This window comes from Aeromicrobium sp. 50.2.37 (genome assembly GCF_024655735.1).
Taxonomy (GTDB): Bacteria; Actinomycetota; Actinomycetes; order Propionibacteriales; family Nocardioidaceae; genus Aeromicrobium.
The window spans coordinates 15935-40905 of sequence record NZ_JANLGG010000011.1 but is presented as its reverse complement, the minus strand read 5'-3'; the positions used below and the strand labels follow the sequence as shown (position 1 = coordinate 40905).

Here is a 24971-nt window from a genome sequence, read left to right as displayed (position 1 = left end):
TCGGCGCGGCAGTCGATCAGCGCGGCGTGCGGTTCACGTTGCAGATCGCGTCGCGCAGGTTGAGCGTGATCGGGATGCCGATCACCTCGACCCGGACCTGAAGCGCGGTGGCCGACACGCACCGGACGATGCCGGTGCCGCCCGTCGCCCGGACACCCGTCGTCTGGCCGAAGAGCTTCGTCGTCTCCAGGTCGGTCCTGGCGTCGACGGCCGAGAAGCCGTTGCCCGGGGTGAAGGTCAGCCGCGCCGAGCCGAGCTCGGCCACGACGTTCCCGCCGCGGATCGGGTGCTCGCACCCCGCGCTCCCGCACGCACCACCGAACGACGTGGTGTTCAGGTAGACCGGCCCCCCGTCGTCGGCGTCGAGGTCACCGGTCAGGTCGAGCCGCTGCAGGCGCAGGCCGTTGGCCGACAACCCACCGGCGGAGTCGACGAGGTCGAGCGTCGTGTACTCGCTCGCGTCGAACTGCACGGACCCGATGCCCGGGTCGTCGATCCCGGCGCCGGGCAGGCAGGCCTCGTCCTCGGCCATGCACACCCGCAGCCTCGCGGGCAGCGGTCCGGCGATGGAGCCGGAGAGCCCGCCGAGGTCGAAGGACAATCGGTTCGTGCTGGCGTCGGCCGCGTACTCGAGACGGGTCGCCCCCTCGGCCTCCACCAGCCGCAGCGTCATGTTCGGCTGGAGGTGGTCGATCGTCGCCGTGACCGGGTCGCCACCGTCGTCGAGCGAGATCTCGAAGATCCTCCCGGCGACGGTGTCGAGCAGGACGTCCGGCTGGTCGCCGAGCGAGGCCCTGATCGCCCGCAGCCCGCTCACGCGGGCAGCGAGCCGGGTGTCGTCCTCACGCTGGCGCAGCGCCAGGCCGTCCGTGTCGGCCGGCAGCTCCAGCGGGGTGCCGGAGTGCGCGTCGACCTCGACGAGGCCCACCGCCTTGCCGCCGGTGTCGAAGCTGACGCCGTCGTCACCGACCTCGACCGCGAGCAGCTCGGGCACGTCCGTCAGGCGCAGGTCCAGCTGGTCGGCGCCCAGGAGTCGTCCGCTCTGGTCGGTGGCCTCCACGGTCACCGACTCGATGGGGTCCGAACCGCGGACCGAGACGGCACCGTCGTCGGAGAGCCCGAGCGTCAACGTGCGGGGTGCGTCCTCGATCCGGGCGTCGAGCGTCAGCGTCTCCTGCGTCACCAGGGCGCGCAGCGGTGTCGGCGCGATGGTCAGGCCGAGGGAGATCGTCTCCTGCAGGTCGATCGTCATCCCCTCGAACCCCGGCAGGCGGACTGCGACGGAGTCGTGGCCGCCCTCGTCCACGAGACGCAGGTAGCTGGGGTCGTCGAGCGTGACGATCTCGCCCCCGCGGCTGTAGCCCGCGGCGAACGTCCCGATCGGGCCGCTCGCCTCGAGACCGCCGGCACCGTCGGCACCGAGGGTGAAGTCGATCGACGTCGGCACCTCCTGCAGGCTGAGGCGGACGTCCTGGGCCGTGCGGCCCTTCGCCAGGGTCTGCGCCCGCAGCGTGACGTCGTCGAGCTCGACGTCGCCGGTGACGGAGGCGTTGAGCCCCGTCTCCTCGGTGCCGGTGAGACCGACACCGACCTCGCCGTCGACCGAGCGGAAGGTGCCGTCGACGACCGTGACCTCGTCACTGCCGCCGTCCTCGGTGAACTGGATCCCGATCTCCGTGGGCCGCTGGGTCGTGAAGGTGCCGGCCACCTGCTGGGTGCCGCCGAGCGACAGTGCCAGGCGCGCCGCCTCGGGCGCGTGGTCGAAGCTGATGCCGAAGCGCTGCTCCTGGGGTGCGAGGTCCTGCGGCGCCTCGAGCGGGGCGTCGTCGAGCTCGACCTCGTCACCGGAGGCGACGGGTGTCTCGTCCGACGGCTCCGCCTGCTCGGGCACGATCGCACCGGTGACGGCCAGGGGGGCGGTGCCGCTCGAGGCGACCTCGAGCGCGGCGCCGCCCGAGGCCAGGACGACCGCGGCACGGAACTCGCGCGGGGCGTCGCTGGTGCGGGTGTCGAAGCCGAACCGGTAGCGGGTGGCGTCGCCGGGCAGCCCGACGACGGCCTGCAGGCTCAGGGGCAACGGCGTGCCCTCCGCGTCGGCGCGCAGCGTCGTGATGACCGGCGTGGTGCCCTCGAGCGTCACGCGGGCAAGCACGTCGGGCTTGCCGTCGCCGGTGACGTCGAGGTACTGCGGGACGCCGATGACGGCGGAGAACTCGCGGGCCCTCTGGGTCCCGTCGGGTTGCGCGAGCACGGCACGCCAGCGGAACCGCGCCGCGTCGGCGAGGTCTGCCAGCGGGCTGCCGGCGGTGACGCCGTCGATCACCGCGTCGACCGTGTCGTCGAGCGGGTCACCGATCCGCCCGACCTCGTCTCCGAGATCGCCCAGCTGGGCCGCGAGCTGCTCGAGCAGCGGGTCGACGGCGGCCTCCGAGTTCGGCAGGCTGCCGGTGAGTCCACCCACCGCCGTGCCGAGGTCGGCGACGACGCCACCGAGCAGTCGGGTCAGACCGCCGATCAGCCCGTGCTCCTCGGGGGCGCTCTCCGCGGCCGCATCGCCGACGTAGAGCTTCACGTCGTCGCGGGACGGACTCCAGATCTCGGTGCCCGCGAAGACGGCGGCCACGGGCTCGACCCGGCTCTGTCCCTCGACGGTGACGGTGCGCTGGGCCACGCCCTCGGCGTCGGTGCTGGCGTCGGTGGGGTCGTCCCCGATCGACAGAGCCACGGGGAGGTCGGCCACGGGCTCGCCGGCACGGGCGCTGCCCGGGGTGACGTCGGTCAGGACCGCGGCGAGCGTCGCCTTCCTGCCGGGCTGCACGCGGGTGGTGCCGTCGTAGCGGAGCGCGGTGCTGCGACGTGCGACGGTCGCGCTGGTGCTGCCGTCGAGGCCGAGGTAGGAGGCATCGTCGGCCACCGAGGCGGAGACGCCGAGGGCGCCGCGCGGGAGGTCGGGCAGGTCCACGACCACGCTGCCGCGGCCCTGGGCGTCGGTCGTCACGGTCCGCTCGTCGTCGCCGACGGTCACCGTCACGCTGCGACCACCCAGCGCACGGTCGGTCACGCCGTTCGCCTGCACCGACGTCGTCACCGAGACGGCGAGGTCCTCGCCGCTCACCACGGACGCGGGAGCGCTCACCCGCACCGCGGCGCGGTTGCGCAGGGTGACCACGAGGTTCGAGGCCTGGACCTCGCTCTGGGCCGTGCAGCCCAGGTTCGCGAAGCCGGAACGTCGGGAGTCGCGTGTCCACGACTGCACCCGGTAGCTGCCGAGCGGCTGGCCGAGCGTGTCCCAGGTGCTGCTGAGCGCCCCGGACCCGTTGCGCGAGGCCGTGTGGACGACCTGGCCGTCGGCGACCCGCGTCACGCTCAGGCGCGAGGAGCTGCGGTCCTGGGCGATGCAGTTGTTGTCGCCGCCCCGCGCCTCGTTCACCGCGACGATCCCGGAGATCTCCTGACCCGCGGTCAGGCCGGAGACGGCTGCCTGTGCACCCAGCGTGGGGAGGACTCCGGCCAGCACGACGGCACTCGCGCCGAGGACGCCGAGTCGTCGCCGGCGCGCGCCTCGAAGCGGGTCGCGGTGGCGTGGGGAGGGGCGATGGGGCATCGGACGGCTCCTGTGCGGGACGTGAGAGGACTGTCAGATTCCTCCAACGTCGGCGGTGACGGGGAGTCACGGGCCATTTTCGGGGGGCTCCGACGGCTCTGGTGGCCGCGTCGTCGGATCCGCTAGGTTGCACCTCCGGTGAGACCCGCGTCACGTCATGCGGAACGGTGCGGCACGAATGACACCCGTGTCGTTCTCCCCAGGGTTGCCCACACCTGTGAACAACACCGGTGTGATTCGTGCACAGGGCCCTCCACAGCTGTGAACAACACCCGTGTCATTCGCGCACAGGGTTGCCCATACCTGTGGGGAAGGACCGCGGACGCGAGCACCGGGCTGGATCGCCATTTCAGATACCGTTAGTATCTGAGCATGACCACCTTCGCTCCGGGCACGCGTGTGCTCGTCACCGGTGCCGCCTCCGGCCTCGGCCTCGCCCTCGTGACCCAGCTGGCCGAACGAGGCTGTCGGGTGCTCGCGACCGACGTGCACGCCGACGTCCCGGCTCCCGTGCAGGTCCTCGCGGACGCCGGACCCGGCACGGTGGAGTACCGCCGGCTCGACGTCACCTCCGACGTCGACTGGCAGACGGTCCGCGACCACGTCGTCGAGACCTGGGGCGGCCTCGACGTGCTGTTCAACAACGCCGGCGTCGCCGCTGGTGGTCGCATCGAGCTGTCCGAGATGGACCAGTGGCAGTGGATCGTCGACATCAACCTGCTGGGCGTCGTGCGGGGCTGCCGCACCTTCGTGCCGATGCTCAAGGAGCAGGGGAGCGGCACGATCGTCAACACCGCGTCGGCGGCCGGCCTGATCCACCCGCCGCGCATGAGCGAGTACAACGCGGTCAAGGCGGGGGTCGTGGCCCTCAGCGAGACCCTGTTCCACGAGCTCAAGCCGAACGGGATCGCCGTGAGCGTCGTCTGCCCGACGTTCTTCAAGACCAACCTGACCGCCTCCATGCGCGGCAAGGACGAGTCGGCGCAGGCCTCGGCGGCCAAGCTGATCGACGGGTCGAAGCGCACCGCCGCCGACATCGCCACGGTCGTCCTCGCCGACGTGGAGAAGGGTCGCCACATCGTGCTGACCGACCGGGAGGGCAGGATCGCCTACACCGCGAAGCGCTTCCTGCGTCCGCTCTACTACCGCGAGATGGCCAAGGCCGCCGTTCGCATGGCTCGGAAGGACTGACGTGCGCACCAACGTCCTCATCACCGGGGCCAGCTCGGGTCTCGGTGCCGAGATGGCCCGCCAGCTCGCGGCCCAGGGGCACCACCTGGCCCTGACCGCGCGTCGCGTGGACCGCCTCGAGGCGCTCGCCGCCGAGATCACCACCGCGCACCCGGACGTGCAGGTGGTCGTGCACGCGCTCGACGTGAACGACCACGACCAGGTCTTCGCCGTCTTCAAGGCCGCCATCGGTGACCTCGGCGGGCTCGACCGGGTGATCGTCAACGCGGGCCTCGGCAAGGGCGGGCGCATCGGCATCGGCATGTTCGCGGCCAACAAGGAGACCGCCGAGACGAACTTCATCGCCGCGATGGCCCAGTGCGAGGCCGCGATGGAGCACTTCTACGAGCGCAAGGCCGGCCACCTCGTGGTCATCTCGTCGATGTCGGCCATGCGCGGCATGCCGTCGTCGATGACCTCCTACGCCGCCACGAAGGCCGGCATCGCGCACCTGGCCGAGGGGATCCGCATGGACCTCGTCGGACGCAAGGGCGTGGACATCGCCGTGACCACGCTGTTCCCCGGCTACATCGCCTCGGAGATGAACGAGCAGGTCGAGCAGGAGCAGAAGCTCATGGTCGACACCGAGACGGGCGTGCGCTCGATGGTCAAGGCCATCCAGAAGGAGGTCGACACCGCGGCCACGCCGGGCTGGCCCTGGGCTGCTGTCGGCCAGGTCATGAAGCACGCCCCGCGCGGCATCGTGCGCAAGCTGGTCTGACGGGTTGGGTCGCCGGTCGATAATGTGATATCACTTTCATAGCACTCCGGACGACCCGGGGAGCTGGGAGGAGACCATCATGAGCGCACCTGTCATCCCCGAGCCCGCCTCGGCCGTCGAGACGCCGCTGGCCGACGAGAAGCCGACCATCGCCGAGCGCGAGGCCTGGAGCACCGGGGGAGCCACGATCGCCATCGCGTCGATCATCGGCTTCCTCGTCGGTGTCGGCCTGGTCGTGCTCGCCGCCGTGCAGGAGTCGATCCCGCTGATCGTCGTCGGCGTGCTGCTCGCCCTCGTCGCGTTCGCGGCGTCCTGCGGGCTCACGCTCGTGGCGCCCAACGAGGCGCGGGTGCTGCAGATCCTCGGCGGCTCCTACACCGGCACCGTCCGCACGGAGGGCCTGCGCTGGGTGAACCCGCTGACCGGCCGCACCAAGATCTCCACCCGCATCCGCAACCACGAGACGGGTACGGCCAAGGTGAACGACGCCGACGGCAACCCGATCGAGATCTCGGCGATCGTCGTGTGGCGGGTCGAGGACACCGCGCGCGCCAGCTTCGAGGTCGACGACTTCGTGGAGTTCGTGGCCATCCAGACCGAGGCGGCCGTGCGCCACATCGCCGGCAGCTACCCCTACGACGCCGCCGGGCGTCTGTCGCTGCGCGAGAACGCCGACGAGATCACCGGCCGGCTGTCCGAGGAGGTCGACGAGCGGGTCCGGTCCGCCGGCGTCCGGATCGTGGAGTCGCGGATCAACCGCCTGTCCTACGCCCCCGAGATCGCGCAGGCGATGCTGCGTCGTCAGCAGGCCGGCGCCATCGTGGCCGCGCGCCAGGAGATCGTCGAGGGTGCCGTGGGCATGGTCGAGTCCGCACTGGAGCGGCTCGAGTCCAAGGACTTCGTGCAGCTGGACGAGGAGCGCAAGGCCGCCATGGTGAGCAACCTGCTCGTCGTGCTGTGCGGCGACCGCGACGCCCAGCCCGTGGTCAACACCGGCTCCCTGTACTCCTGAGAGCCGTCCTCGACCATGCATGCCCGCGATCCCGTGACCCCGCCGCGATGAGCCCGACCCGATGAGCCCGACCCGATGAGTACCGAGCGCAAGAAGCTGCTGCTGCGGCTGGACCCGCAGGTCCACGACGCCCTCGCCCGCTGGGCGTCGGACGACCTGCGGAGCACGAACGCGCAGATCGAGTACCTGCTGCGCGGGGCCCTCAAGGACGCCGGGCGGATGCCGAAGGGTGCCTCGGCCCCACGCCGCCCCGGCCGTCCGCCGAAGGAGGACTGACGGCCGTCCGCATCGGCGTCACCCGACGAGGACGGACGCTCGCACGGCGTCCTCGAGGGACGTCGCGGCGATGCCGAGCCGCTCGACGCTCGCCTGCTCGTCGACCAGCAGCGGCTCCGTGAAGAGGTACGACATCGCGGCCATGGCCCGCATGTCGGCGCTGACCGGCGCCAGGGCCTTCAGCGCCCAGGCGGGGACCGGCCGCACCCGGGCCGACGTGTGCCCCGCCGCCACCGCGTAGGCCGTGGCCAGCTCGCGCTGGGTGGCGTGGACGACCGGGGCGAGGACGATCCGGTCGCGCGCGGCGGGCAGCTCCGATGCTGCGACCATCGCCGACGCCAGGTCGGGCAGGTACGTCCACGCGTGGGGGAGGTCGACCCGACCGAGCGGGCGGACCGTGCGCCCTTCGGCCGCCGGCTCCCTCACGCGGTCGCCGCCGTGCGCCATGGAGGCACCCGGACCGTAGAAGTCCGACGCCACCACGCTCGTGGTCCGCGCCGGTGACGCTGCGCGACGCGCGAGCAGCTCGGCGCGGACGCGTCCCATCGAGGACCGGGGCGCGACGTGGAGGTCGTCGCCGAGGACGCCCGACGTGTCGAAGGCGTACACGCTCTCCGGGTACACGACGTGCACGTCGTGCCGTGCCGCTGCGTCGAGGACGCCGGCCTCCAGGGGGTACAGCTCGCGCTCCCACACGTCGGGCCTGTACGCCGAGGCGTGCAGGCACAGGTGCACGACGTCGACGTCGGCGAACGCGTGGTCGAGGTCGGCGGCATCGGTGGCGTCGAGCCGGACGCGTTCGACGAGCGGGTGCTCGGGTCCGGAACCGGACCGGGTGCCGACGCGGACGGCGTCTCCGCGACGGGCGAGGTGAAGAGCGACGTGAGGGCCGACCTGGCCGGCTCCGATGACGAGGGTGTGCATGGTGTCTCCTGGGTGATCAAAGCGAGAGCAGTGCTCTCGGTTGTGACCAGCGTGCACCCCTCGCCCCCCGAAGTCAAGAGCACCGCTCGCTTTGTCGACATGGTGGCCGCAACGTCGTAGGGTGCTGCCGTGCCCACTCCCCGCGAGCTCGCCCGCGAGCAGACCATGCGCGACATCGTCCGGATCGGTCGCGCGCAGCTCGCGACCTCCACCCCGGCCGAGCTGTCCCTGCGAGCGGTGGCGCGCGAGCTCGGCATGGTGTCGTCGGCGGTCTACCGCTACGTGAAGGACCGGGACGCCCTGCTCACGCTGCTGATCGTCGACGCGTACGACGAGCTCGGCGCCGAGGTGGAGGCCGCCGTGAAGGCGGCGGAGCGGCGCAGCGCGGTCGCCCGCCTGCAGGCGGCGACCCAGGCGATGCGGACGTGGGGCCTGCGCGAGCCGTCACGCTTCGCCCTGCTGCACGGCACACCCGTCCCGGGGTACGCGGCGCCGCGTGACACGACCGTGCAGCCGGGCACGCGGGTCGTCGTCGCGCTCATGGGCGTGCTCGAGGACGCGCACCGTGCCGGGCAGGTGCGGGAGGTGGCCGGCCCCCTCCCGCGGAGCCTGCGCACCGACATGGAGGCGATCCGTGAGGAGTTCGGCCTCACCCTCCCGGCCGGCAACCTGGTTCGGGGCATGGGCCTCTGGTCGGCCCTGGTCGGTGCCGTCGCCTTCGAGGTCTTCGACCAGTACGGCCCCGACACCCTGACCGACCCGGCCGCCTTCCTCGACGTCCACGTGGCGGCGCTGGCCGAGACCGTGGGCCTCTAGTCCCGGATCGGGGGCGTCAGTCGGCGAGCAGGGCTGCGGCGAGGTCGCCGACCTGGTCGAACTCCACCAGGAAGCCGTCGTGCCCGTGCAGCGACGTGACGACGTCGAGGCCGTCGGCGCCGGGGATCAGGTCGGCCAGCTCCTGCTGCTGGTGGATCGGGTACAGCCGGTCGGTGTCGATGCCGGCCACCACGGTGCGCGCGGTGATGCGCGCCAGCGCGGCCGCCACCCCGCCACGGTCACGGCCGACGTCGTGGCTGTCCATCGCGCGGGTGAGCACCAGGTAGGAGTTGGCGTCGAAGCGACGGACGAGCTTGACGCCGTGGTGCTCCAGGTACGACGCGACGGCGAACCGGCCGTCGTCCTGGACCGTCCGTCCGAACCGCTCCTGCAGCTCGGCCTCGCTGCGGTAGGCGACGTGGGCGATGCGGCGGGCCACGTCGAGGCCGGCGGTCGGGCCCAGGGGAGCGCCGTAGTAGTCGCCGTCGTGGAAGTGCGCGTCGGCGGTGATGGCTGCCTGCTGCGTCGACGACAGGGCGATCTGCTCCGCCGACGCCTGCGCCGACGTGGCCAGCAGGAACAGACGCTCCACGCGCTGCGGGTGCGTGACGGCCCACTCCAGGGCCCGCATGCCCCCGGCGGAGCCGCCGATGACCGCGTACCAGCGGTCGATGTCGAGGTGGTCGGCGAACGCGACCTCGGCCGCTACCTGGTCGCGGACGGTCAGGTCGGGGAAGCTCCCGCCCCAGGGCTCGCCGTCGGCCGGTGCCGCCGAGGACGGGCCGGTCGATCCTTGGCAGCCGCCCAGGATGTTCGCGGCCACCACGTAGTAGCGGTCGGTGTCGATCGGGCGGCCGGGACCAACGAGCGTGTCCCACCAGCCCGGGCTCGCGTGCCCGTCGCCGACGGGGCCGACCACGTGGCTGTCACCGGTCAGTGCGTGCAGCACCAGCACGGCGTTGTCGCCCGTGAAGGTCCCCCACGACTCGTACGCGAGACGCACGTCGGGCAGCACGGCACCCGACTCGAGGGTCACGTCGCCGACGTCGACGAACTGTCGGGAACCGACAGGATCTCCCTCACGCCACGCGCCGGTGACGGAAGGGAGATCCTGGTCGGTCAGGTGAGGTGAGGTCACTTGGCCGCGCGCAGTCCCGCCTCGAGGTCGGCGAGGATGTCGTCGATCCCCTCGATGCCGACGGCCAGACGCACCAGGCCCGGGGTCACGCCGGTGGCGGCGTGCTCCTCCGGGGTGCCCTGAGAGTGCGTGGTGCTGGCCGGGTGGATGGCGAGCGAGCGGACGTCGCCGATGTTCGCCACGTGGCTGAACAGCTCGAGCGAGTCGATGAACCGGCGCCCGGCATCCACGCCGCCCGGCAGCTCGAACGTCAGCACCGCACCCGAGCCGCGGGGCGTGTACTTGTCGGCCAGCTCCTTGTAGGGGTTGCCATCGAGCGAGGCCCAGGTGACCTTCGAGACGTCCTCGCGGGCGGTCAGCCACTCGGCGACCTTGCGGGTGTTCTCGATGTGGCGCTCCATCCGCAGGCTCAGGGTCTCGAGGCCCTGGGCGATGAGGAAGGCGTTGAACGGCGAGAGGGCAGCGCCGACGTTGCGCAGGTATTGCACGCGCAGCTTGGCGATGTAGGCCGCCGGGCCGAGGGCCTCGGCGAACACGAGCCCGTGGTAGCTGGGATCGGCGGTCGTGAAGCCGGGGAACTTGTCGCCGTGGGCGGCGTAGTCGAACGTGCCGCCGTCGATGACGACGCCGGCGATCGTGGTGCCGTGGCCGCCGATGTACTTGGTGGCCGAGTGCACGACCGTGTCGACGCCGTGCTTCAGCGGGTTGAGCAGGAACGGCGTGGCCACGGTGTTATCGACGATGAACGGGACGCCGACCTCCTTGGCGACCGCGCTGATCGCCTCGAGGTCGAGGATGTCGCCCTTCGGGTTGCCGATGGTCTCGCCGAAGAACGCCTTGGTGTTCTCCTGCGCGGCGGCCCGCCAGGCGGCGGGGTCGTTGTTGTCCTCGACGAAGGTCACCTGGATGCCGAGCTTCGGGAAGGTGTGGCGCAGCAGCGAGTCGGTGCCGCCGTAGAGGCTGGCGGACGCCACGATGTGGTCACCGGCCTCGGCCACGTTGGTCAGGGCGCCGGTGGTGGCGGCCTGGCCCGAGGCGAACAGCAGAGCGCCGACGCCGCCCTCCAGGGCCGCGAGACGCTCCTCGACGACGCCCTGGGTGGGGTTCATGATGCGCGTGTAGATGTTGCCCGGCTCGGCCAGCGCGAACAGGTCGGCGGCGTGCTGGGTGTCACGGAACTGGTACGACGTCGTCTGGTAGATCGGCAGGGCCCGCGCACCGGTGGTGGGGTCGGGCGTCTGGCCTGCGTGGATCTGCTTGGTCTCGAACGACCACTGATCGCTCATGGGATCTCCTGAGGTGGGGCGCGGGGTGTCGATGGACCTCCACGGTGACAGGTCGGCCAAGGGATGAGAAGGGGTCTCATCATGCGGACCGTGCGACGATCGCCCCATGGAGCTGCGCCGCGCCGTCCTCGGCGACGAGGGTCTGCTGGCCTCGGTCGAGCGGGCGGCGAACACCGACGCACTGGCCCACGTCTTCGACGGGCCCTACCCGTGGACCGCGGTGCGCGACCGCTGGATCGAGGTGCTGGCCGATCCCGCCGTGACCGCGTCGCTCGTGGTGGTCGACCAGGTGGCGGTGGGCTACCTGGCCCACGACGCGACGACGCTGCGCCACCTCGGCGTGGTCGCCCGCCATCGCGGCACCGGCCTCGCCGCCGAGGTGCTCGCGTCGGTGCCGACGTCGGTGGACCGGCTGTGGGTCCTGGAGGCCAACACTCGCGCGCGCCGCTTCTACGAGCGACACGGCTGGCGCCCCGACGGCCGATCACAGCCCTGCGAGTTCGAGCCCTTCCCCGTCGAGGTGGGGTACACGAGGGGCTAGGTGCGGTGGGTCGGCCAGGGGTGATCGGAGTGTCAAACGCGTGTGCCTCGTCGACGCCGACAGCCCGAAGGCCGGTCGTGCCGATTGCGGCGGAGGTAGGACAGGGAGGTCCAGATGTAGAAGCACGCGACCACCAGACCCAGCGTGGCAGCCACCCCCAGAAGGCTCCCCATCCCGTTCGTCACCAGCAACACAAGCCAGCAAACAAACAAGACGCAACTGAAGCCGAGATTGAGGCGCGCTCGCATCACGGTCCTACCTCCACGCAGGCAGACAATCCGATGGCCGTTGTCGCGTATCCGATCGAGCCTTCGCCAACGCTGCACCCAGCGCCGACGACTTCCCATCACCGGTGTTCTCGTTGCCCTGCGACCGCGGAAACTCCTGAGAGGCTTCGGTACCAACTGCCGGCGACACGGGCACCGCAGTCAGTACGCCCACCACGACCACCCCGGAAAGCGGCGCGATTGCTGCCGAGAAGGTCGAAGAGTGCGTCATGAGAGCCCCCAGTCACCGTGGCGCCTGGAAGTCAGACTCACGTCACCCGCCCTTGGCGGATTCGAGGAACCTAGCAGCCGCACCAGGATCATGGACAGGAACTGCGTAACCTTCGAGCTGACCCCGGTTGCATGTCGGCTCAGCCCGATCACACGGTGATCCACGGTGGGACGGGGTCCTTCGCCTCACCTCGGATAGGGCGATGCATCGGACAGACAGCACGTTCGCGGCGGTGCGGGTCCTGCGCTCGACTTCGGCACGTGCGGAAGCGGGCCCGTTGGCGATGAGCCGACGCAGGATCTCGCTGGCGAGAACCGGCTGATGTGCGCCAGCCGCCTCAGCGCATGTCGAAGGGCTGCGCGGTGGACTCGAGGACGCTCAGCCAGAGGTCGCCGTCGGGCGAGACGTGGTGGGGGCGGTGCGTCACGTAGGGGATGGGCACGTGCACGAACCGGTGCCGACGTCGTCCGACCACCATGTCGGTGCGACCGGCCATCGCCGCGTGCACGGCGGTCTGCGCCAGGCGCGAGCAGTACACCGAGTCGGCGGGCTCGGCCGGGACCGAGCGGATGAAGTAGCCGGGGTCGAAGTAGCGGAACAGCACCTCGGTGCCGCGCGACGAGAAGTCGTCGGTGATCCGCTCGCGCAGCAGACGGCCGATGTCGGCCAGGCGGGCGTTGCCGGAGGCGTCGGTCTCGTCGTGGCTGGGCAGGTGCTCCTGACCGGCGCCCTCGGCCACCACCAGCACCGCGTGACCCTGCGCCTGCACCTTGCGCCGCACGTGCTCGAGCAGCCCGTTGTCGCCCTCAAGCTCGAACGGCACCTCGGGGATGAGGACGAAGTCGGCGTCGTGGCCGGCGAGCGCGGAGTAGCAGGCGATGAAGCCGGCGTGGCGGCCCATGACCTTCACGAGGCCGACGCCGTTGAGCGAGGCCTCGGCCTCGATCTTGGCGGCCTTGATCGACTGCGCGGCTCGCGAGTAGGCGGTCTGGAAGCCGAAGCTCTGGCCGATGTGCGGGATGTCGTTGTCGATCGTCTTCGGCACTCCCACCACGGCGATCTGCGCGCCGCGCTCGAGGGCCTCCTCGGCGATGCGGTGGGCGCCGCGCATCGAGCCGTCGCCGCCGATGACGAACAGGATGTCGATGCCGCGCAGCTGGAGCGTGTCGACGACGGTCTTAACGTCCTGCGCGCCGCGTGACGAGCCGAGCACCGTGCCACCACGCTCGTGGATGTTGGCGACGAACCCGGGGGTCAGCTGCACCGGCTCGAGCAGGTTCTCGGGCACGAGTCCGGCGTAGCCGTTGCGGAAGCCGATCACGTCGTTGACGCCGTAGTGCTCGTGCAGCTCCATGACGAGCGCGCGGATCACGTCGTTGAGCCCGGGGCACAGTCCACCGCAGGTGACGATGCCGACCCGCACGGACGCAGGGTCGAAGAAGAGCTTGTCCCGGGGGCCGCCCGTCTCGAAGGAGGGCAGCTCCTCGAGCGGGAGGCCGCGTTGCTGGATCAGCGAGATGGTGTCGTCGAAGAGGATCCGGTCGTCCTCGCCCACGTAGTACTCGTTGGTCGCGCGCCCACCCACGTACTGGGCGAGGGGGGACGGGACGGTGGTCGGGCCGAGGGTTCGGACCTGCAGCTCGGCGAGGGTCACCATGGCTCCATCCTAGGGTGAGGGAACCCTCGGGTTCGCCACGGCGGCCCCGCGAGGACGGGCCGATCGTCCTGTGACGGCGCTGCGCGCGTCAGACTTCCGGCGGTCGTGCCTCTTCCGAACGAGAAGGCCGCCGTCCGGTCTCGGCGAAAGGACGCGCAGGCACCGCGAGCACGGCACGATGGGGGAATGGGTGTGCAGATCACGGTCCGAGGCTCCGCCGAGGGGCGATACCCGGCCGAGCGCGCCCTCCTGCGGCTCGAGGTCGTGGTCGAGGGAGCCGACCGCCAGGACGTGCGCGACCGCGCCGTGGCGCTGCAGGAGCCGCTGCGCTCCCAGCTCGGCGAGCTCGTGAGCCTCGACGCCGTGCGGACGTGGTCGAGCGAGCAGGTGCGCGTGTTCAGTCGGCACCCGTGGGTCGACGACCGTCGATCTGACGACCTGGTGCACAGCGCCCAGGTGCAGGTGCTGGCCGAGTTCGTCGACTTCGAGCGGCTCAGCGGCTTCGTCGACCACTGGTCGGGCCAGGCCGGGGTCGAGGTCCAGGGACTCGAGTGGGACCTCGGCGTCAAGAGTCGCCGCATCTACGAGGCAGAGGTGCGCAAGGCTGCCGTCGACGACGCCGTCACCAAGGCCCAGTCCTACGCCGACGCGGTGCGACGGGGTCGGGTGACCGCGCTCGAGCTGGCCGACCCCGGCATGCTCGAGCGGCCGGGCGACCCCGGGCACGGCGAGCCCCGCGCCTTCGCTCTGGCCTCGGCCGACGCAGGAGGCGCCGCACTCGACCTCGTGCCGGCCGACATCGTGATCCGCGCGGAGGTCGACGCCCGGTTCCAGGCGGAGTGATCTGACCGCCAGGCTCGGCGTGAAGGTGCGCTGACCTGCGCAAACATCCCGTCCGGGTGTGACGGGGCTCCTGGCCCCCAACCCATACCGGGAGTACGGTGGAAGCATGTCCCTGCGTTCGTTGGCACGTCGCCTGCGCGACCTGCTCCTGCCCGGTGGCTCGTCGCCGACCGGTGACGAGACCACCCGCGCCCGTCCGCTCCCGCCGGTCGTGGCGGTCGCCGAACGAGCGAGGAACGTGCTTCCGCTCGGCTCCCGCCCCATGCGCGTGGTCTACGACGAGGCCGTGGTGCACGAGTCGGTCAGCCTCAAGAGCCGGTTCCTGGGCCGCACCGCCCGGCTCGTCTTCAAGCCGATCCTGCGGCTGGCACCCCTCAACGACCGCACCCTCACGACGCTGCGCTCGCTCGACCGCTTGTCGGCCCGCGGCCCACGTTCGCGCTACGTGGAGCCCGTCTCGTTCGAGCTCGGTGGCGTGCACGTGGAGTCCATGACGCACCGCTACGGGCCCGAGAGTGAGATGACCGTGCTCTACCTGCACGGCGGCGGTTTCTTCTCCTGCGGCATCGAGACCCACCGGCGGATCTGCGAGCGGCTCGCGCTCTACACCGGCGCGACGGTGATCTCCGTCGAGTACGTGCAGCTGCCCGAGGGGTCGGTGGCCGACTCGGTGAACGACGCCATCACCGCCTACGAGGCGCTCGTGGAGATGAGCGACCGCCCCGACAAGATCGTGGTCGCGGGCGACTCCGCCGGCGGCTACCTGACCATGAAGATCGCCGAGCTGGCCCACCGCCGCGGTCTGCCGGCTCCCGCCGCGCTGCTCACCTTCTCGCCGCTGCTCAGCCTCGATCCCGACCGCATCGACAAGGAGGGCGTCGCCCGGGTCTCCCGCGTGCGCGACGCCTACCTGCCCGTCGGCCGGGTGGCACTGATCCGCAAGCGGTGGGTCCCCGAGGGCGCGGTCATCGAGGGCGAGGTGTCGCCGCTCGACGCCGTCGACCACATCAGCTCGCCCGCCTTCTTCGTGGCGGTCGAGGACGAGATGCTGCGACCCGAGGTGGAGGCCATGGCACTCATGCTCGCCGAGCGCGGCGTCGAGGTCGAGACGCACCTCTGGCGTGGCCAGGTGCACGCGTTCCCGGTCCTGGCGGACACCCTCCCGGAGAGCCGGCAGGCCCTGCGGCTCGCCGCCGACTTCGCCCGGCGCGCGGTCGGCGAGGCCTCGACCACCGAGCACGAGGCCGACCCGACCCAGCACGACGACCCGCAGCACGAGGAGACCATCTCCGGCGAGGTCGTCGACGAGTCGTCGGCCGCCCAGGACGAGGTGATCGAGGGCGAGCTCGTGGGGGAGGGCCGGCGTCGCTGGTTCTTCCAGGCCGGCTGACGGGCCGCGTGGGGCACCACGTCTGGGACGATGGCGACGTGAGACCTCGATGGCTGCAGGCGGCGATCATGCTGCTGCCGCTCGTGTCGCTGGCGCGGGGCATCGACCTGCTAAGCCTCGTGGTGCTGCTGGCCGTCGCGGCCTACTTCGGCACCCGCCGGCAGGCGTCGTGGACGACGCGGTGGGCCGCGCGATCGACCTCTCCCTCGCGGGGCTCGTGGTCGTGGCGCTGGTCGTCCTGACGATCAACGTGCTGCCGCGCGACCTGCACGAGGCCGTCACGGTGACGCCGACCGGCGCGTGGGCCGCGACGGTGGTGGTGTGCGCGGGACTCGCTCTCACCACGAAGGACCGTCCGCGCTGGACCCCGCTCCTGCACCGCGTGACCGTGCTGCAGGACCGACCCGGCACCTAGGACACGCGCCGAGGAAGCTCAGCCCTCGTCGCGGGCGGCGTTCTCCGCCTCGGAGCGCAGGATGCAGAACTCGTTGCCCTCCGGGTCGGCCAGCACCACCCAGCCCGTCCCGGGGCCGTACTTCCCCCGCAGGTCGGCGACCTGGGTCGCGCCGATCGAGACCAGCCGGGCCACCTCGTCGGCCTGCGTCCCCGACCGCGGTCGCAGGTCGAGATGGATCCGGTTCTTGACGGTTTTGGGCTCGGGCACCTCGATGAACAACAGGTGGTGGCCCGAACCCGGGTCGAGGATCATGCACTCCTCGTGGCCGGGCTCGTTGGGGTCGCCCTCGACGTCGACGTAGCCGAGGACCTGCTTCCAGAACTCGCTGAGCGCGTAGGCGTCGGCGCAGTCGACGGAGGTGTGGGAGACGAACGACGTCATGTCGTCAGCCTCGCCACACCCCCGTCTCCTGTCCAGCCTGACTGCTACTTCTTCTCGGTGAACGCGACGGCGAGCGAGAAGCCGCGGAAGCCGTCGTCGGGGCGGGTTCCGCTGATGCCGAAGGCCTCGATGTTGCGCAGGCCCGTGAACACCTCGTCCTCGGCCAGGTCGGGCTCGGCGTTCTCGACCGTGTCGAGGATGGTGCTCACGTCGACGAACAGACCGCCGCCCTTCGCGTCCTCGTCGATGACCGAGGAGAACCGGTCGGTGCCGCCGAGTCCGCCGTCCTCCACGAGCGACTCGGCCACCTTCGGCGACGTGGCCAGCGAGACCGCGTCGTCGCCGTCGGCCGTGGCGATCTCGACGCCGGCCAGCTTCTGGACGGTCGCCACGAGGCGTCCGGCCAGGTCGGACGCCTTCGCCTCGTCACCCTCCATGACCAGCCCGGTGCTGACCTCGGACGGGTCGGACGGACCCTGGGCGCTCGCGAGGGTCTCCAGACCCTCGGAGCCGACGTACACCGTGAACGCGTCACCGAGCAGGGTCACGAGGTCCTCAGGCAGTGTGACGTCGAGCGTCTTCTCGATCTCGGCCAGCGTGTCCTCGACGTCGGGGGCCTGCGAGCCGCCGAGGCCACCGCCGGACGACTGCTGCTCGAGCTGGTCGAGGTACTCCTGCTGGTAGCCCTCGGGGTCGGCCGCGTAGGCGTCCGCGTCGAACTCCACCGGCGGGGCAACCGGTCCGGCGGCGGCACCGCCGGACAGGCCGGGCACGAAGCCGAGCGCCGGGCCGAGCTCGAGCAGGTCCTGCACGCCGCTCTTCAGCTCGTCCCAGTTCTCCTCCACGGCCTTGCCGCCGCCGGGAAGCGTCAGACCCACCACGGTGTCCTCGGGCAGGGCGCCCAGACCGCGGATCTCGGGGACCTCGCTCGGCTCGTCTCCCTGTCGGGCGACGGCATCGAAGTGCAGCGAGGTGGGCGACGCGCTGAGTGCGAAGGCCACGCTGCTCACCTCGTCGGTGATCTGGTCGAGCTCGGCCGCGTCGCCGCCGAGCTCCTCGTCGAGCCCGGCCTTCTTCGCGGCCTCGACGCCCTTCTTCACGTCGACCCAGCCGGACATGACGCCCTGCTCGTCGAGCGCGTCCTGGCCGGCGGTGAACTGCTCGACGTCGGCGAGGGGCTTCTCCTCCGCGGCCTTCACGGCGGCGGTGGCGCTCTCCTGGGAGGGCGTGACGATCGCGTAGCCGTCGAGGAAGCCGATGCCGTACTCCTCGTCGTTGCAGGCGAAGAGCTTGGCGATGCCCTTCTTGGCGGCGTCCTCGTCGCTGACCTGCACGGCGATGCGGATGACCTCCTCCTCGTCCTCGAAGTTCGAGCCGATCCCGAGGCCGAGGCGCTCGCCGAGCCACGGCTCGACATCCCGGTCGTAGTCGACGTCCTTGCACTCGCCGAGCGCGTCCTCGAGCACCAGCTTGCGCAGGTCGTCGTCCTCGTCCTCGATGCCCAGCTCCTTCGACAGGTCCGGCACGCGCTTGGCCAGGCGGAAGAGGTCCACCTTCTGGCTGGCTGACGGGTCGAGGTCGAGCCGCACGTAGGCGACGGTGTCGGCGGGCAGCACGTCGTGGGGCTGGGTGCCGCCGCCGGAGAGCTGCGTGAAGGCGTAGGCGCCGCCGCCGATCGCGGCCACGGCCACGGCACCGGCGATGCCGAACCCGATCTTCTTGCCGGCGCCGCCGCCGGACCCGGCAGCCGCGCCCTCGGTCCCGGTCGTCGCGGGCTGCACGACGGTGGCGTCGGCGGTCGCGTCCCCGGACGGCGCGGGCTGCGGCGTCGGCTCCGGCGTGGGCTGGGGGCTGGTGGGGGTGTCGTCGCTCATGGGGGTCCTCCAGGGGGATGTGTGCCGTCGCAGGCTATCGACGGCGAACCGGCGGGGTCCTGGGCCCTTGGACCTGTTCCTGGGCGCGCGTACCAGGACTGCGTCACACCGAGAGAACTAACAAACAGACTTGACTGTTTGTTGTGTCGAACCGCAGGATGGCCTGGTGACCACGACCCGCACCCCGCAGGCCGAGCGGACCGCTGCCATGCGGCTTCGGCTCATGGAGGCCACGGTCGACTCGCTCGTGGAGCTCGGCTGGGCCGGCACCTCGACGACCGTCGTCTCGCAGCGCGCCGGGGTGAGCCGGGGTGCGCAGCTGCACCACTTCCCGAGCAAGCAGGCCCTCGTGGTGGGCGCCGTGGAGCACCTCACCGAGCGCCGCCGGCACGCCATGGCCGACGCGGTGCGTGCCCTGCCCGACGTCGGCCGCACCCGAGCCGTGCTCGACGTGCTGGCCGAGCAGTTCACGTCGCCGGTGTTCTTCGCCGCGCTCGAGCTGTGGGTGGCCGCCCGCACCGACGCCGAGCTGCGCGGAGCCGTCGGCCCGCTGGAGCGCCGCGTCGGCCGCGAGACCCACGCCTACGCGGTCGACCTGCTCGGGGTCGACGAGGACCGCGGCAGCAACCGGGCGCTCGTCCAGGCCACGCTCGACCTGCTGCGCGGCCTCGGCCTCGCCGGGACCCTCACCGACGACAGCCGACGTCGAGCCGCCGTGCTCGACGCCTGGGCCGTCACCCTCGACGCCGGACTGGAGCGCTGACATGCCGCCGACCGACCCCGACGACCGGCTCGCCGCCGTCCTGACCGACCTCGCGGCCGAGAGCGACCAGCTCGACGGCTGGGTAGCCGACCTGCCGGTGCAGGAGTGGGGCGCCGTCACCACGCCCGAGGGGTGGACGGTGGCGCACCAGGTGGGACACCTGGCCTGGACGGACCAGGCGTCGCTCGCCGCGCTCACCGACCCCGAGGCCTTCGGTGCGGGGATGAAGGCCGCGGCCGAGAACCCCGGCGGCTTCGTCGACGACGGCGCGAACAGCTGGGCCGCCAAGCCCGTCCCGACGCTGCTCGACGAGTGGCGCGACGGTCGGCGCCGACTGGCCGAGGCGCTGCGCGCCGTGCCCGCCGGCGAGAAGGTGCCGTGGTTCGGCCCGCCCATGAGCCCCACGTCGATGGCCACGGCTCGCGTGATGGAGACGTGGGCCCACGCGCACGACGTGGCCGAGGCGCTCGGCGTCGATGTCCCCCGGACCGACCGCGTGCGCCACGTGTGCCACATCGGCGTGCGCACCCGCGGCTTCGCCCACCTGATGCGGGGCGAGGAGCAGCCGACGTCGGACGTGCGGGTGGAGCTGGTCGCGCCCGGGGGCGACACGTGGACCTGGGGTCCGGAGGACGCCGAGCAGCGGGTGAGTGGCGACGCCTGGGACTTCGCACTGCTCGCCACCCGTCGTCGGCACCGCGACGACGTGGACGTGTGTGCCGAGGGCGCGGACGCCGACCACTGGCTCGACATCGTGCAGGCGTTCGCCGGGCTGCCCGGCAACGACCCCCGACCCCTGGCCGAGCGGCGCACCGACGGCGGGGACGCATGACCCTCGACCGGCCGGCCCGGATCGGCAACTGCTCCGGCTACTACGGCGACCGGCTGTCGGCCTTCCGCGAGATGCTCGAGGGAGGCGACCTGGACTACCTCACCGGTGACTACCTGGCCGAGCTGACCATGCTGATCCTCGGCAAGGACCAGATGAAGGACCCGTCCACCGGGTACGCCAAGACCTTCGTGCGCCAGCTCGAGGACGGGCTCGCGCTCGCGCTCGAGAAGGGCGTCAAGGTGGTCACGAACGCCGGTGGCCTCAACCCGGCCGGGCTCGCGGATCGGATCCGCGAGATCGCGACCGCCCAGGGCCTCGACGTGCGCGTGGCCCACGTGGAGGGCGACGACCTCAAGGCCCGCGCGGCCGAGCTGGACCTGCCCGGTGACGCGCTCACCGTCAACGCCTACCTCGGTGCGTTCGGCATCGCCGCCGCGCTCGAGGCCGGCGCCGACGTCGTGGTCACCGGTCGCGTCACCGACGCCTCGGTGGTGATGGGCCCCGCGATCCACGCCCACGGGTGGGGTCGCGACGCCCTCGACGCCCTCGCGGGCGCGCTCGTGGCGGGTCACGTCATCGAGTGCGGCACGCAGGCCACGGGTGGCAACTTCAGCGGGTTCCGCAGCCTCGACACGTCCGCGCCGCTCGGGTTCCCGATCGCCGAGGTCGCAGCCGACGGCAGCAGCGTCGTCACCAAGCACGCCGGGGTCGAGGGGCTGGGGGCCGAGGAGCGGGAGGTGGGTGGCGCGGTCACCGTCGACACCGTCACCGCCCAGCTGGTCTACGAGATCCAGGGTCCGACGTACCTCAACCCCGACGTCGTCGCGCACCTCGACACCGTCGAGCTGACGCAGGACGGCCCCGACCGCGTGCGCATCGCGGGCGTGCGCGGCACGCCCCCGCCGGCCACCACGAAGGTCTGCCTCAACCTGATCGGTGGCTTCCGCAACAGCGTGGAGCTGCTGCTCACCGGGCTCGACATCGAGGCGAAGGCCGCCTGGGTGCGCCGCCAGGTCACCGACGCGCTGCAGTCCGACCCGCCCGACGAGCTCGTGTGGACGCTCGACCGCACCGACGTGTTCGACCCGCCCACCCAGGCCGCAGCCACCTCGTTGCTGCGCTGCGTGGCCAAGAGCGCCCGGCCCGAGCCGGTGGGTCGCACGTTCAGCGACGCGTTCGTGAACGTGGCCCTCGCGTCGTACCCCGGCTTCACCCTGACCGCCCCGCCCGGACGTGGCGCGCCCTTCGGCCTCTACCGCCCGGCGTACGTGCCGCAGTCCGAGGTGCCGCACGTCGTGGTGCACCCCGACGGCAGGCGTGAGGAGATCGCCCCGCCCACCGTCACGGCCGATCCCGAGCAGGGCTCGACCACCCGACCCGCGCCGGCGCCTGACCTGGGCGACACCCGCGCCGTCCCGCTCGGCGAGCTCGTGCACGCGCGCTCCGGCGACAAGGGTGGCGACGCGAACGTCGGGCTATGGGTCCCGGCGGAGCATCCCCGACGCGACGACGCCGTGGCGTGGCTGCTCGGGGTCGTGAACCCCGGCTGGGTCCAGGCGATGCTGCCCGAGGCCGCCGACCTCGACGTCGACGTGCACCCGCTGCCGAACCTCGGCGGCGTGAACGTCGTGATCCACGGGCTGCTGGGGGAGGGCGTGTCGTCCTCGACCCGGCTCGACCCCCAGGCGAAGGCCCTCGGCGAGTGGCTGCGCGCCCGCGTGACCGCCGTCCCCCTCACCCTCCTCGAAGGAGCCCGACCATGACGAACCCGTGGACCACCCCCGAGCGCGAGGCGCTCCGCGCGGCCGTCGAGCAGTTCACGCGGCGCGAGATCGTGCCGCACCTGCCGCAGTGGGAGGACGACGGACAGCTCCCGCGCGAGCTGCACGCCGCCACGGCGAAGGCCGGCTTCCTGGCGGTCGGCTACGCCGAGGAGGTCGGTGGCGCGGGCGGCGACTCGCTCGACGCGTGCGTCGTCACCGAGGCCATGCTGGCCGCGGGTGGCTCGACCGGTCTGCAGGCCAGCCTGTTCACCCACTCCATCGCGGTGCCGCACATCATCGACGCCGGTGACCCAGCGCTGGTCGACGCCTACGTCCGGCCGACGCTGGCCGGCGAGAAGATCGGCTCGCTCGGGGTGACCGAGCCCAGCGGCGGCTCCGACGTCGCGAACATCCGCACCCGCGCCGTGCGCGACGGCGACCACTACGTCGTCAACGGCGCCAAGACGTTCATCACGTCGGGCGTCCGGGCCGACTTCGTGACCACCGCGGTCCGCACCGGTGGTGAGGGGCACGCCGGGATCTCGCTGCTCGTCATCGACAAGGACACGCCCGGCTTCACCGTGAGCAAGAGCCTGCGGAAGATGGGCTGGCACTGCTCCGACACCGCCGAGCTGGCGTTCGAGGACGTGCGCGTCCCCGTCGAGAACCTGGTGGGCGAGGAGAACGGCGGCTTCTACCTCGTCATGCAGCAGTTCGTGGGCGAGCGGCTCGGGCTGGCCGTGCAGGCGTACGGCACCGCGCAGCGCGCGCTGGACCTCGCCGTCGCGTACGCCCGCGAGCGCGACACGTTCGGCAAGCCGCTCATCGCCCGGCAGGTGATCCGCCACAAGCTGGTCGAGATGCACGCCCGCACCGCCGCCGCGCGTGCCCTCACCCGGCAGGCGCTCGAGCGCTCGCTCGAGACCCCGAAGACCGACCCGTCGCTCATCCTCGACGCCGTCACCGCCAAGAACGTCTCGGTGGCCGCCGTCGAGCACGTGGTGCACGAGGCCGTGCAGATCTTCGGTGGCATGGGCTACATGCGCGAGTCCGAGATCGACCGCCACTACCGCGACGCCCGCATCCTCGGCATCGGCGGCGGCGCCACCGAGGTCATGAAGGACCTGTCCGCGAAGCTCCTGGGCTACTGATGACCACCACCCCCGATCCCCGGACCAGCGATTCCCATCACCTGATGGGAATCGCGAGCTCACCTCGGTTCTCCCTCACTCACCCTGGCGTGCCCGCCATGGTGAGTGGGAGATTCCGCAGGGGAGTGGACCGCGTCGGACCGGCCGAGACGAAGGACGTGCTGTGAAGACGACGATCGACCCGACGACGGCGACGTTCGCCGACAACCGCGCCCAGATGCTCGAGCGCGTCGCCGACCTGGGCGAGCAGCACGCGCAGGCGCTCGCCGGGGGAGGCGACAAGTACGTCGAACGCCACCACCGGCGCGGCAAGCTCACCGCGCGTGAGCGAATCGAGCTGCTCGTCGACCCCGACACCCCGTTCCTCGAGCTGGGCGCGCTCGCCGGCTGGGGCACCGACTTCACCTTGGGCGGCTCGATCGTCACGGGCATCGGCGTCGTCGAGGGCGTCGAGTGCATGATCGTCGCCAACGACCCGACCGTGAAGGGCGGCTCGTCGAACCCGGTCACCGTCAAGAAGGGGTTCCGCGCGGCGCAGGTCGCCGAGGAGAACGGCCTCCCGACGATCAACCTGGTCGAGTCCGGCGGCGCCGACCTGCCGACGCAGAAGGACATCTTCATCCCGGGTGGCGCGAGCTTCCGCAACATCACCCGGGCCAGCGAGGACCGACGGCCCACCGTGGCCCTCGTGTTCGGCAACTCGACCGCCGGTGGCGCCTACATCCCCGGCATGAGCGACTACGTGGTCATGGTCGACGGGGGAGCGAAGGTGTTCCTCGGCGGCCCGCCGCTGGTGAAGATGGCCACCGGCGAGGAGTCCGACGACGAGTCGCTCGGCGGCGCCTCGATGCACGCGAAGACGTCGGGGCTCGCCGACTACCTCGCCGTGGACGAGCGCGACGCGATCCGCCTCGGCCGGCAGATCGTCCGACGGCTCAACTGGCGCAAGAAGGGCTCGGCCCCCCGCGCCGACTACGCCGAGCCCGTCCTCGACGCCGAGGAGCTGCTGGGCATCGTGCCCACCGACCTCAAGGTGCCGTTCGACCCGCGCGAGGTCATCGCCCGGCTGGTCGACGGAAGTGAGTTCGACGAGTTCAAGCCCCTGTACGGCTCGAGCCTGGTCACCGGGTACGCGCAGCTGCACGGCTACCCGATCGGCGTCCTGGCCAACGCCCAGGGCGTGCTGTTCAGCGCCGAGGCGCAGAAGGCCGCGCAGTTCATCCAGCTGGCCAACCAGACCGACACGCCGCTGCTCTTCCTGCACAACACCACCGGCTACATGGTGGGCGCGGAGTACGAGCAGGGCGGGATCATCAAGCACGGCGCGCAGATGATCAACGCCGTCTCCAACTCCAAGGTCCCGCACCTGTCGGTCGTCATGGGCGCCTCCTACGGCGCCGGTCACTACGGCATGAGCGGCCGTGCCTACGACCCGCGGTTTATGTTCAGCTGGGTCGGCGCGAAGTCGGCCGTCATGGGTCCGGCGCAGCTGGCCGGCGTCATGGAGATCGTGGCGCGCCAGTCGGCCGAGTCCAAGGGCCAGGTGTTCGACGCCGAGGGCTTCCAGGGCGTCAAGGACTACGTCGAGCAGCAGATCGAGGAGCAGTCGCTCGCCTACTTCACGTCGGGGATGGGCTACGACGACGGCGTGATCGACCCGCGCGACACCCGCGCGATCCTCGGCATCTGCCTCTCCGCGATCCACACCGCGCCCGTCGAGGGCGCCCGCGGCTACGGGGTGTTCCGCCTGTGAGCCGCTACGTAGGTGGTCGAGTAGCGCGGAGCCGCGAGGGACGAGCGTGCTCCGGGCGTAT

Annotated in this window: 22 protein-coding genes; 15 read left to right on the top strand and 7 right to left on the bottom strand. The window is 71.7% G+C overall.

Features of this window, described 5'->3' with window-relative positions; all coding sequences use genetic code 11:
* Window positions 1–16 precede the first annotated feature (16 nt).
* The gene (locus NUV38_RS07600) at window positions 17–3604 is read right to left on the bottom strand and encodes a hypothetical protein (protein WP_257728547.1); all 3588 of its coding nucleotides are present in this window, start codon (window positions 3602–3604) and stop codon (window positions 17–19) included.
* 372 nt (window positions 3605–3976) lie between these two features.
* Between NUV38_RS07600 and NUV38_RS07595 the strand changes: the two genes are divergently transcribed.
* From NUV38_RS07595 to NUV38_RS07580, 4 genes are all read left to right on the top strand, one after another.
* Window positions 3977–4795 carry an SDR family oxidoreductase gene (locus NUV38_RS07595; protein ID WP_257728546.1) on the top strand — a complete coding sequence of 273 codons (819 nt, stop codon included), beginning with the start codon at window positions 3977–3979 and terminating at the stop codon, window positions 4793–4795.
* A 1-nt stretch (window position 4796) separates the two neighbouring features.
* The gene (locus tag NUV38_RS07590) at window positions 4797–5555 is read left to right on the top strand and encodes an SDR family oxidoreductase (protein WP_257728545.1); all 759 of its coding nucleotides are present in this window, start codon (window positions 4797–4799) and stop codon (window positions 5553–5555) included.
* A gap of 79 nt (window positions 5556–5634) precedes the next feature.
* The gene (locus NUV38_RS07585) at window positions 5635–6567 is read left to right on the top strand and encodes an SPFH domain-containing protein (protein ID WP_257728544.1); all 933 of its coding nucleotides are present in this window, start codon (window positions 5635–5637) and stop codon (window positions 6565–6567) included.
* A gap of 75 nt (window positions 6568–6642) precedes the next feature.
* Window positions 6643–6843: a hypothetical protein gene (locus NUV38_RS07580; protein ID WP_257728543.1), complete on the top strand. Its 201-nt coding sequence runs from the start codon at window positions 6643–6645 to the stop codon at window positions 6841–6843.
* Window positions 6844–6861: 18 nt separating this feature from the next.
* On the opposite strand, the gene NUV38_RS07575 is transcribed toward NUV38_RS07580, so the two are convergent.
* The gene (locus NUV38_RS07575; protein WP_257728542.1) at window positions 6862–7767 is read right to left on the bottom strand and encodes an NAD-dependent epimerase/dehydratase family protein; all 906 of its coding nucleotides are present in this window, start codon (window positions 7765–7767) and stop codon (window positions 6862–6864) included.
* A gap of 129 nt (window positions 7768–7896) precedes the next feature.
* Between NUV38_RS07575 and NUV38_RS07570 the strand changes: the two genes are divergently transcribed.
* The gene (locus NUV38_RS07570) at window positions 7897–8583 is read left to right on the top strand and encodes a TetR/AcrR family transcriptional regulator (RefSeq protein WP_257728541.1); all 687 of its coding nucleotides are present in this window, start codon (window positions 7897–7899) and stop codon (window positions 8581–8583) included.
* Window positions 8584–8599: 16 nt separating this feature from the next.
* Here the strand turns inward: NUV38_RS07570 and NUV38_RS07565 are convergent, their stop codons facing one another.
* Window positions 8600–9721, bottom strand: coding sequence for a homoserine O-acetyltransferase (locus NUV38_RS07565; protein ID WP_257728540.1), 1122 nt, complete (start codon window positions 9719–9721; stop codon window positions 8600–8602).
* Complete coding sequence (locus NUV38_RS07560) at window positions 9718–11007, bottom strand: bifunctional o-acetylhomoserine/o-acetylserine sulfhydrylase (RefSeq protein WP_257728539.1); 1290 nt, start codon at window positions 11005–11007, stop codon at window positions 9718–9720. Before NUV38_RS07560 ends, NUV38_RS07565 begins: the two co-directional genes overlap by 4 nt.
* A 106-nt stretch (window positions 11008–11113) precedes the next feature.
* Between NUV38_RS07560 and NUV38_RS07555 the strand changes: the two genes are divergently transcribed.
* Window positions 11114–11548 (top strand): GNAT family N-acetyltransferase, encoded by a 435-nt coding sequence (locus tag NUV38_RS07555; protein ID WP_257728538.1) that lies wholly within the window; start codon window positions 11114–11116, stop codon window positions 11546–11548.
* Between the two features lie 835 nt (window positions 11549–12383).
* Here NUV38_RS07555 and NUV38_RS07550 read toward each other — a convergent pair.
* A complete protein-coding gene (locus tag NUV38_RS07550) occupies window positions 12384–13703 on the bottom strand; it encodes an ATP-dependent 6-phosphofructokinase (protein WP_257728537.1) in 1320 nt (439 codons plus the stop codon).
* Between the two features lie 186 nt (window positions 13704–13889).
* Here NUV38_RS07550 and NUV38_RS07545 point away from each other — a divergent pair, with 186 nt between their 5' ends.
* From NUV38_RS07545 to NUV38_RS07530, 4 genes are all read left to right on the top strand, one after another.
* The gene (locus NUV38_RS07545) at window positions 13890–14546 is read left to right on the top strand and encodes an SIMPL domain-containing protein (RefSeq protein WP_257728536.1); all 657 of its coding nucleotides are present in this window, start codon (window positions 13890–13892) and stop codon (window positions 14544–14546) included.
* A gap of 106 nt (window positions 14547–14652) precedes the next feature.
* Window positions 14653–15936, top strand: a complete 1284-nt coding sequence (locus tag NUV38_RS07540) for an alpha/beta hydrolase (RefSeq protein ID WP_257728535.1) — start codon at window positions 14653–14655, stop codon at window positions 15934–15936.
* A 38-nt stretch (window positions 15937–15974) separates the two neighbouring features.
* Entirely contained in the window at window positions 15975–16178 is a 204-nt protein-coding gene (locus NUV38_RS07535) for a hypothetical protein (RefSeq protein ID WP_257728534.1), read from the top strand.
* A complete protein-coding gene (locus tag NUV38_RS07530; RefSeq protein WP_257728533.1) occupies window positions 16106–16351 on the top strand; it encodes a hypothetical protein in 246 nt (81 codons plus the stop codon). Before NUV38_RS07535 ends, NUV38_RS07530 begins: the two co-directional genes overlap by 73 nt.
* An 18-nt stretch (window positions 16352–16369) precedes the next feature.
* Here the strand turns inward: NUV38_RS07530 and NUV38_RS07525 are convergent, their stop codons facing one another.
* Together NUV38_RS07525 and NUV38_RS07520 are read right to left on the bottom strand one after the other, a co-directional pair.
* Window positions 16370–16774: a VOC family protein gene (locus NUV38_RS07525; protein ID WP_257728532.1), complete on the bottom strand. Its 405-nt coding sequence runs from the start codon at window positions 16772–16774 to the stop codon at window positions 16370–16372.
* Window positions 16775–16818: 44 nt separating this feature from the next.
* A complete protein-coding gene (locus NUV38_RS07520; RefSeq protein WP_257728531.1) occupies window positions 16819–18648 on the bottom strand; it encodes a DUF3352 domain-containing protein in 1830 nt (609 codons plus the stop codon).
* Window positions 18649–18814: 166 nt separating this feature from the next.
* Here NUV38_RS07520 and NUV38_RS07515 point away from each other — a divergent pair, with 166 nt between their 5' ends.
* The 5 genes from NUV38_RS07515 (at window position 18815) to NUV38_RS07495 (ending at window position 24910) form a co-directional block, all read left to right on the top strand.
* Window positions 18815–19411 carry a TetR/AcrR family transcriptional regulator gene (locus tag NUV38_RS07515; protein WP_235493072.1) on the top strand — a complete coding sequence of 199 codons (597 nt, stop codon included), beginning with the start codon at window positions 18815–18817 and terminating at the stop codon, window positions 19409–19411.
* Between the two features lies 1 nt (window position 19412).
* Window positions 19413–20243, top strand: coding sequence for a TIGR03084 family metal-binding protein (locus NUV38_RS07510; RefSeq protein ID WP_257728530.1), 831 nt, complete (start codon window positions 19413–19415; stop codon window positions 20241–20243).
* The gene (locus tag NUV38_RS07505) at window positions 20240–22006 is read left to right on the top strand and encodes an acyclic terpene utilization AtuA family protein (protein ID WP_257728529.1); all 1767 of its coding nucleotides are present in this window, start codon (window positions 20240–20242) and stop codon (window positions 22004–22006) included. The genes NUV38_RS07510 and NUV38_RS07505 overlap by 4 nt, the downstream gene beginning before the upstream one ends.
* On the top strand, window positions 22003–23157 hold the full coding sequence (locus NUV38_RS07500) for an acyl-CoA dehydrogenase family protein (protein WP_257728528.1): 1155 nt from the start codon (window positions 22003–22005) through the stop codon (window positions 23155–23157). The genes NUV38_RS07505 and NUV38_RS07500 overlap by 4 nt, the downstream gene beginning before the upstream one ends.
* Before the next feature lie 163 nt (window positions 23158–23320).
* On the top strand, window positions 23321–24910 hold the full coding sequence (locus tag NUV38_RS07495) for an acyl-CoA carboxylase subunit beta (protein WP_374626440.1): 1590 nt from the start codon (window positions 23321–23323) through the stop codon (window positions 24908–24910).
* The last annotated feature ends 61 nt before the right edge of the window (window positions 24911–24971 follow it).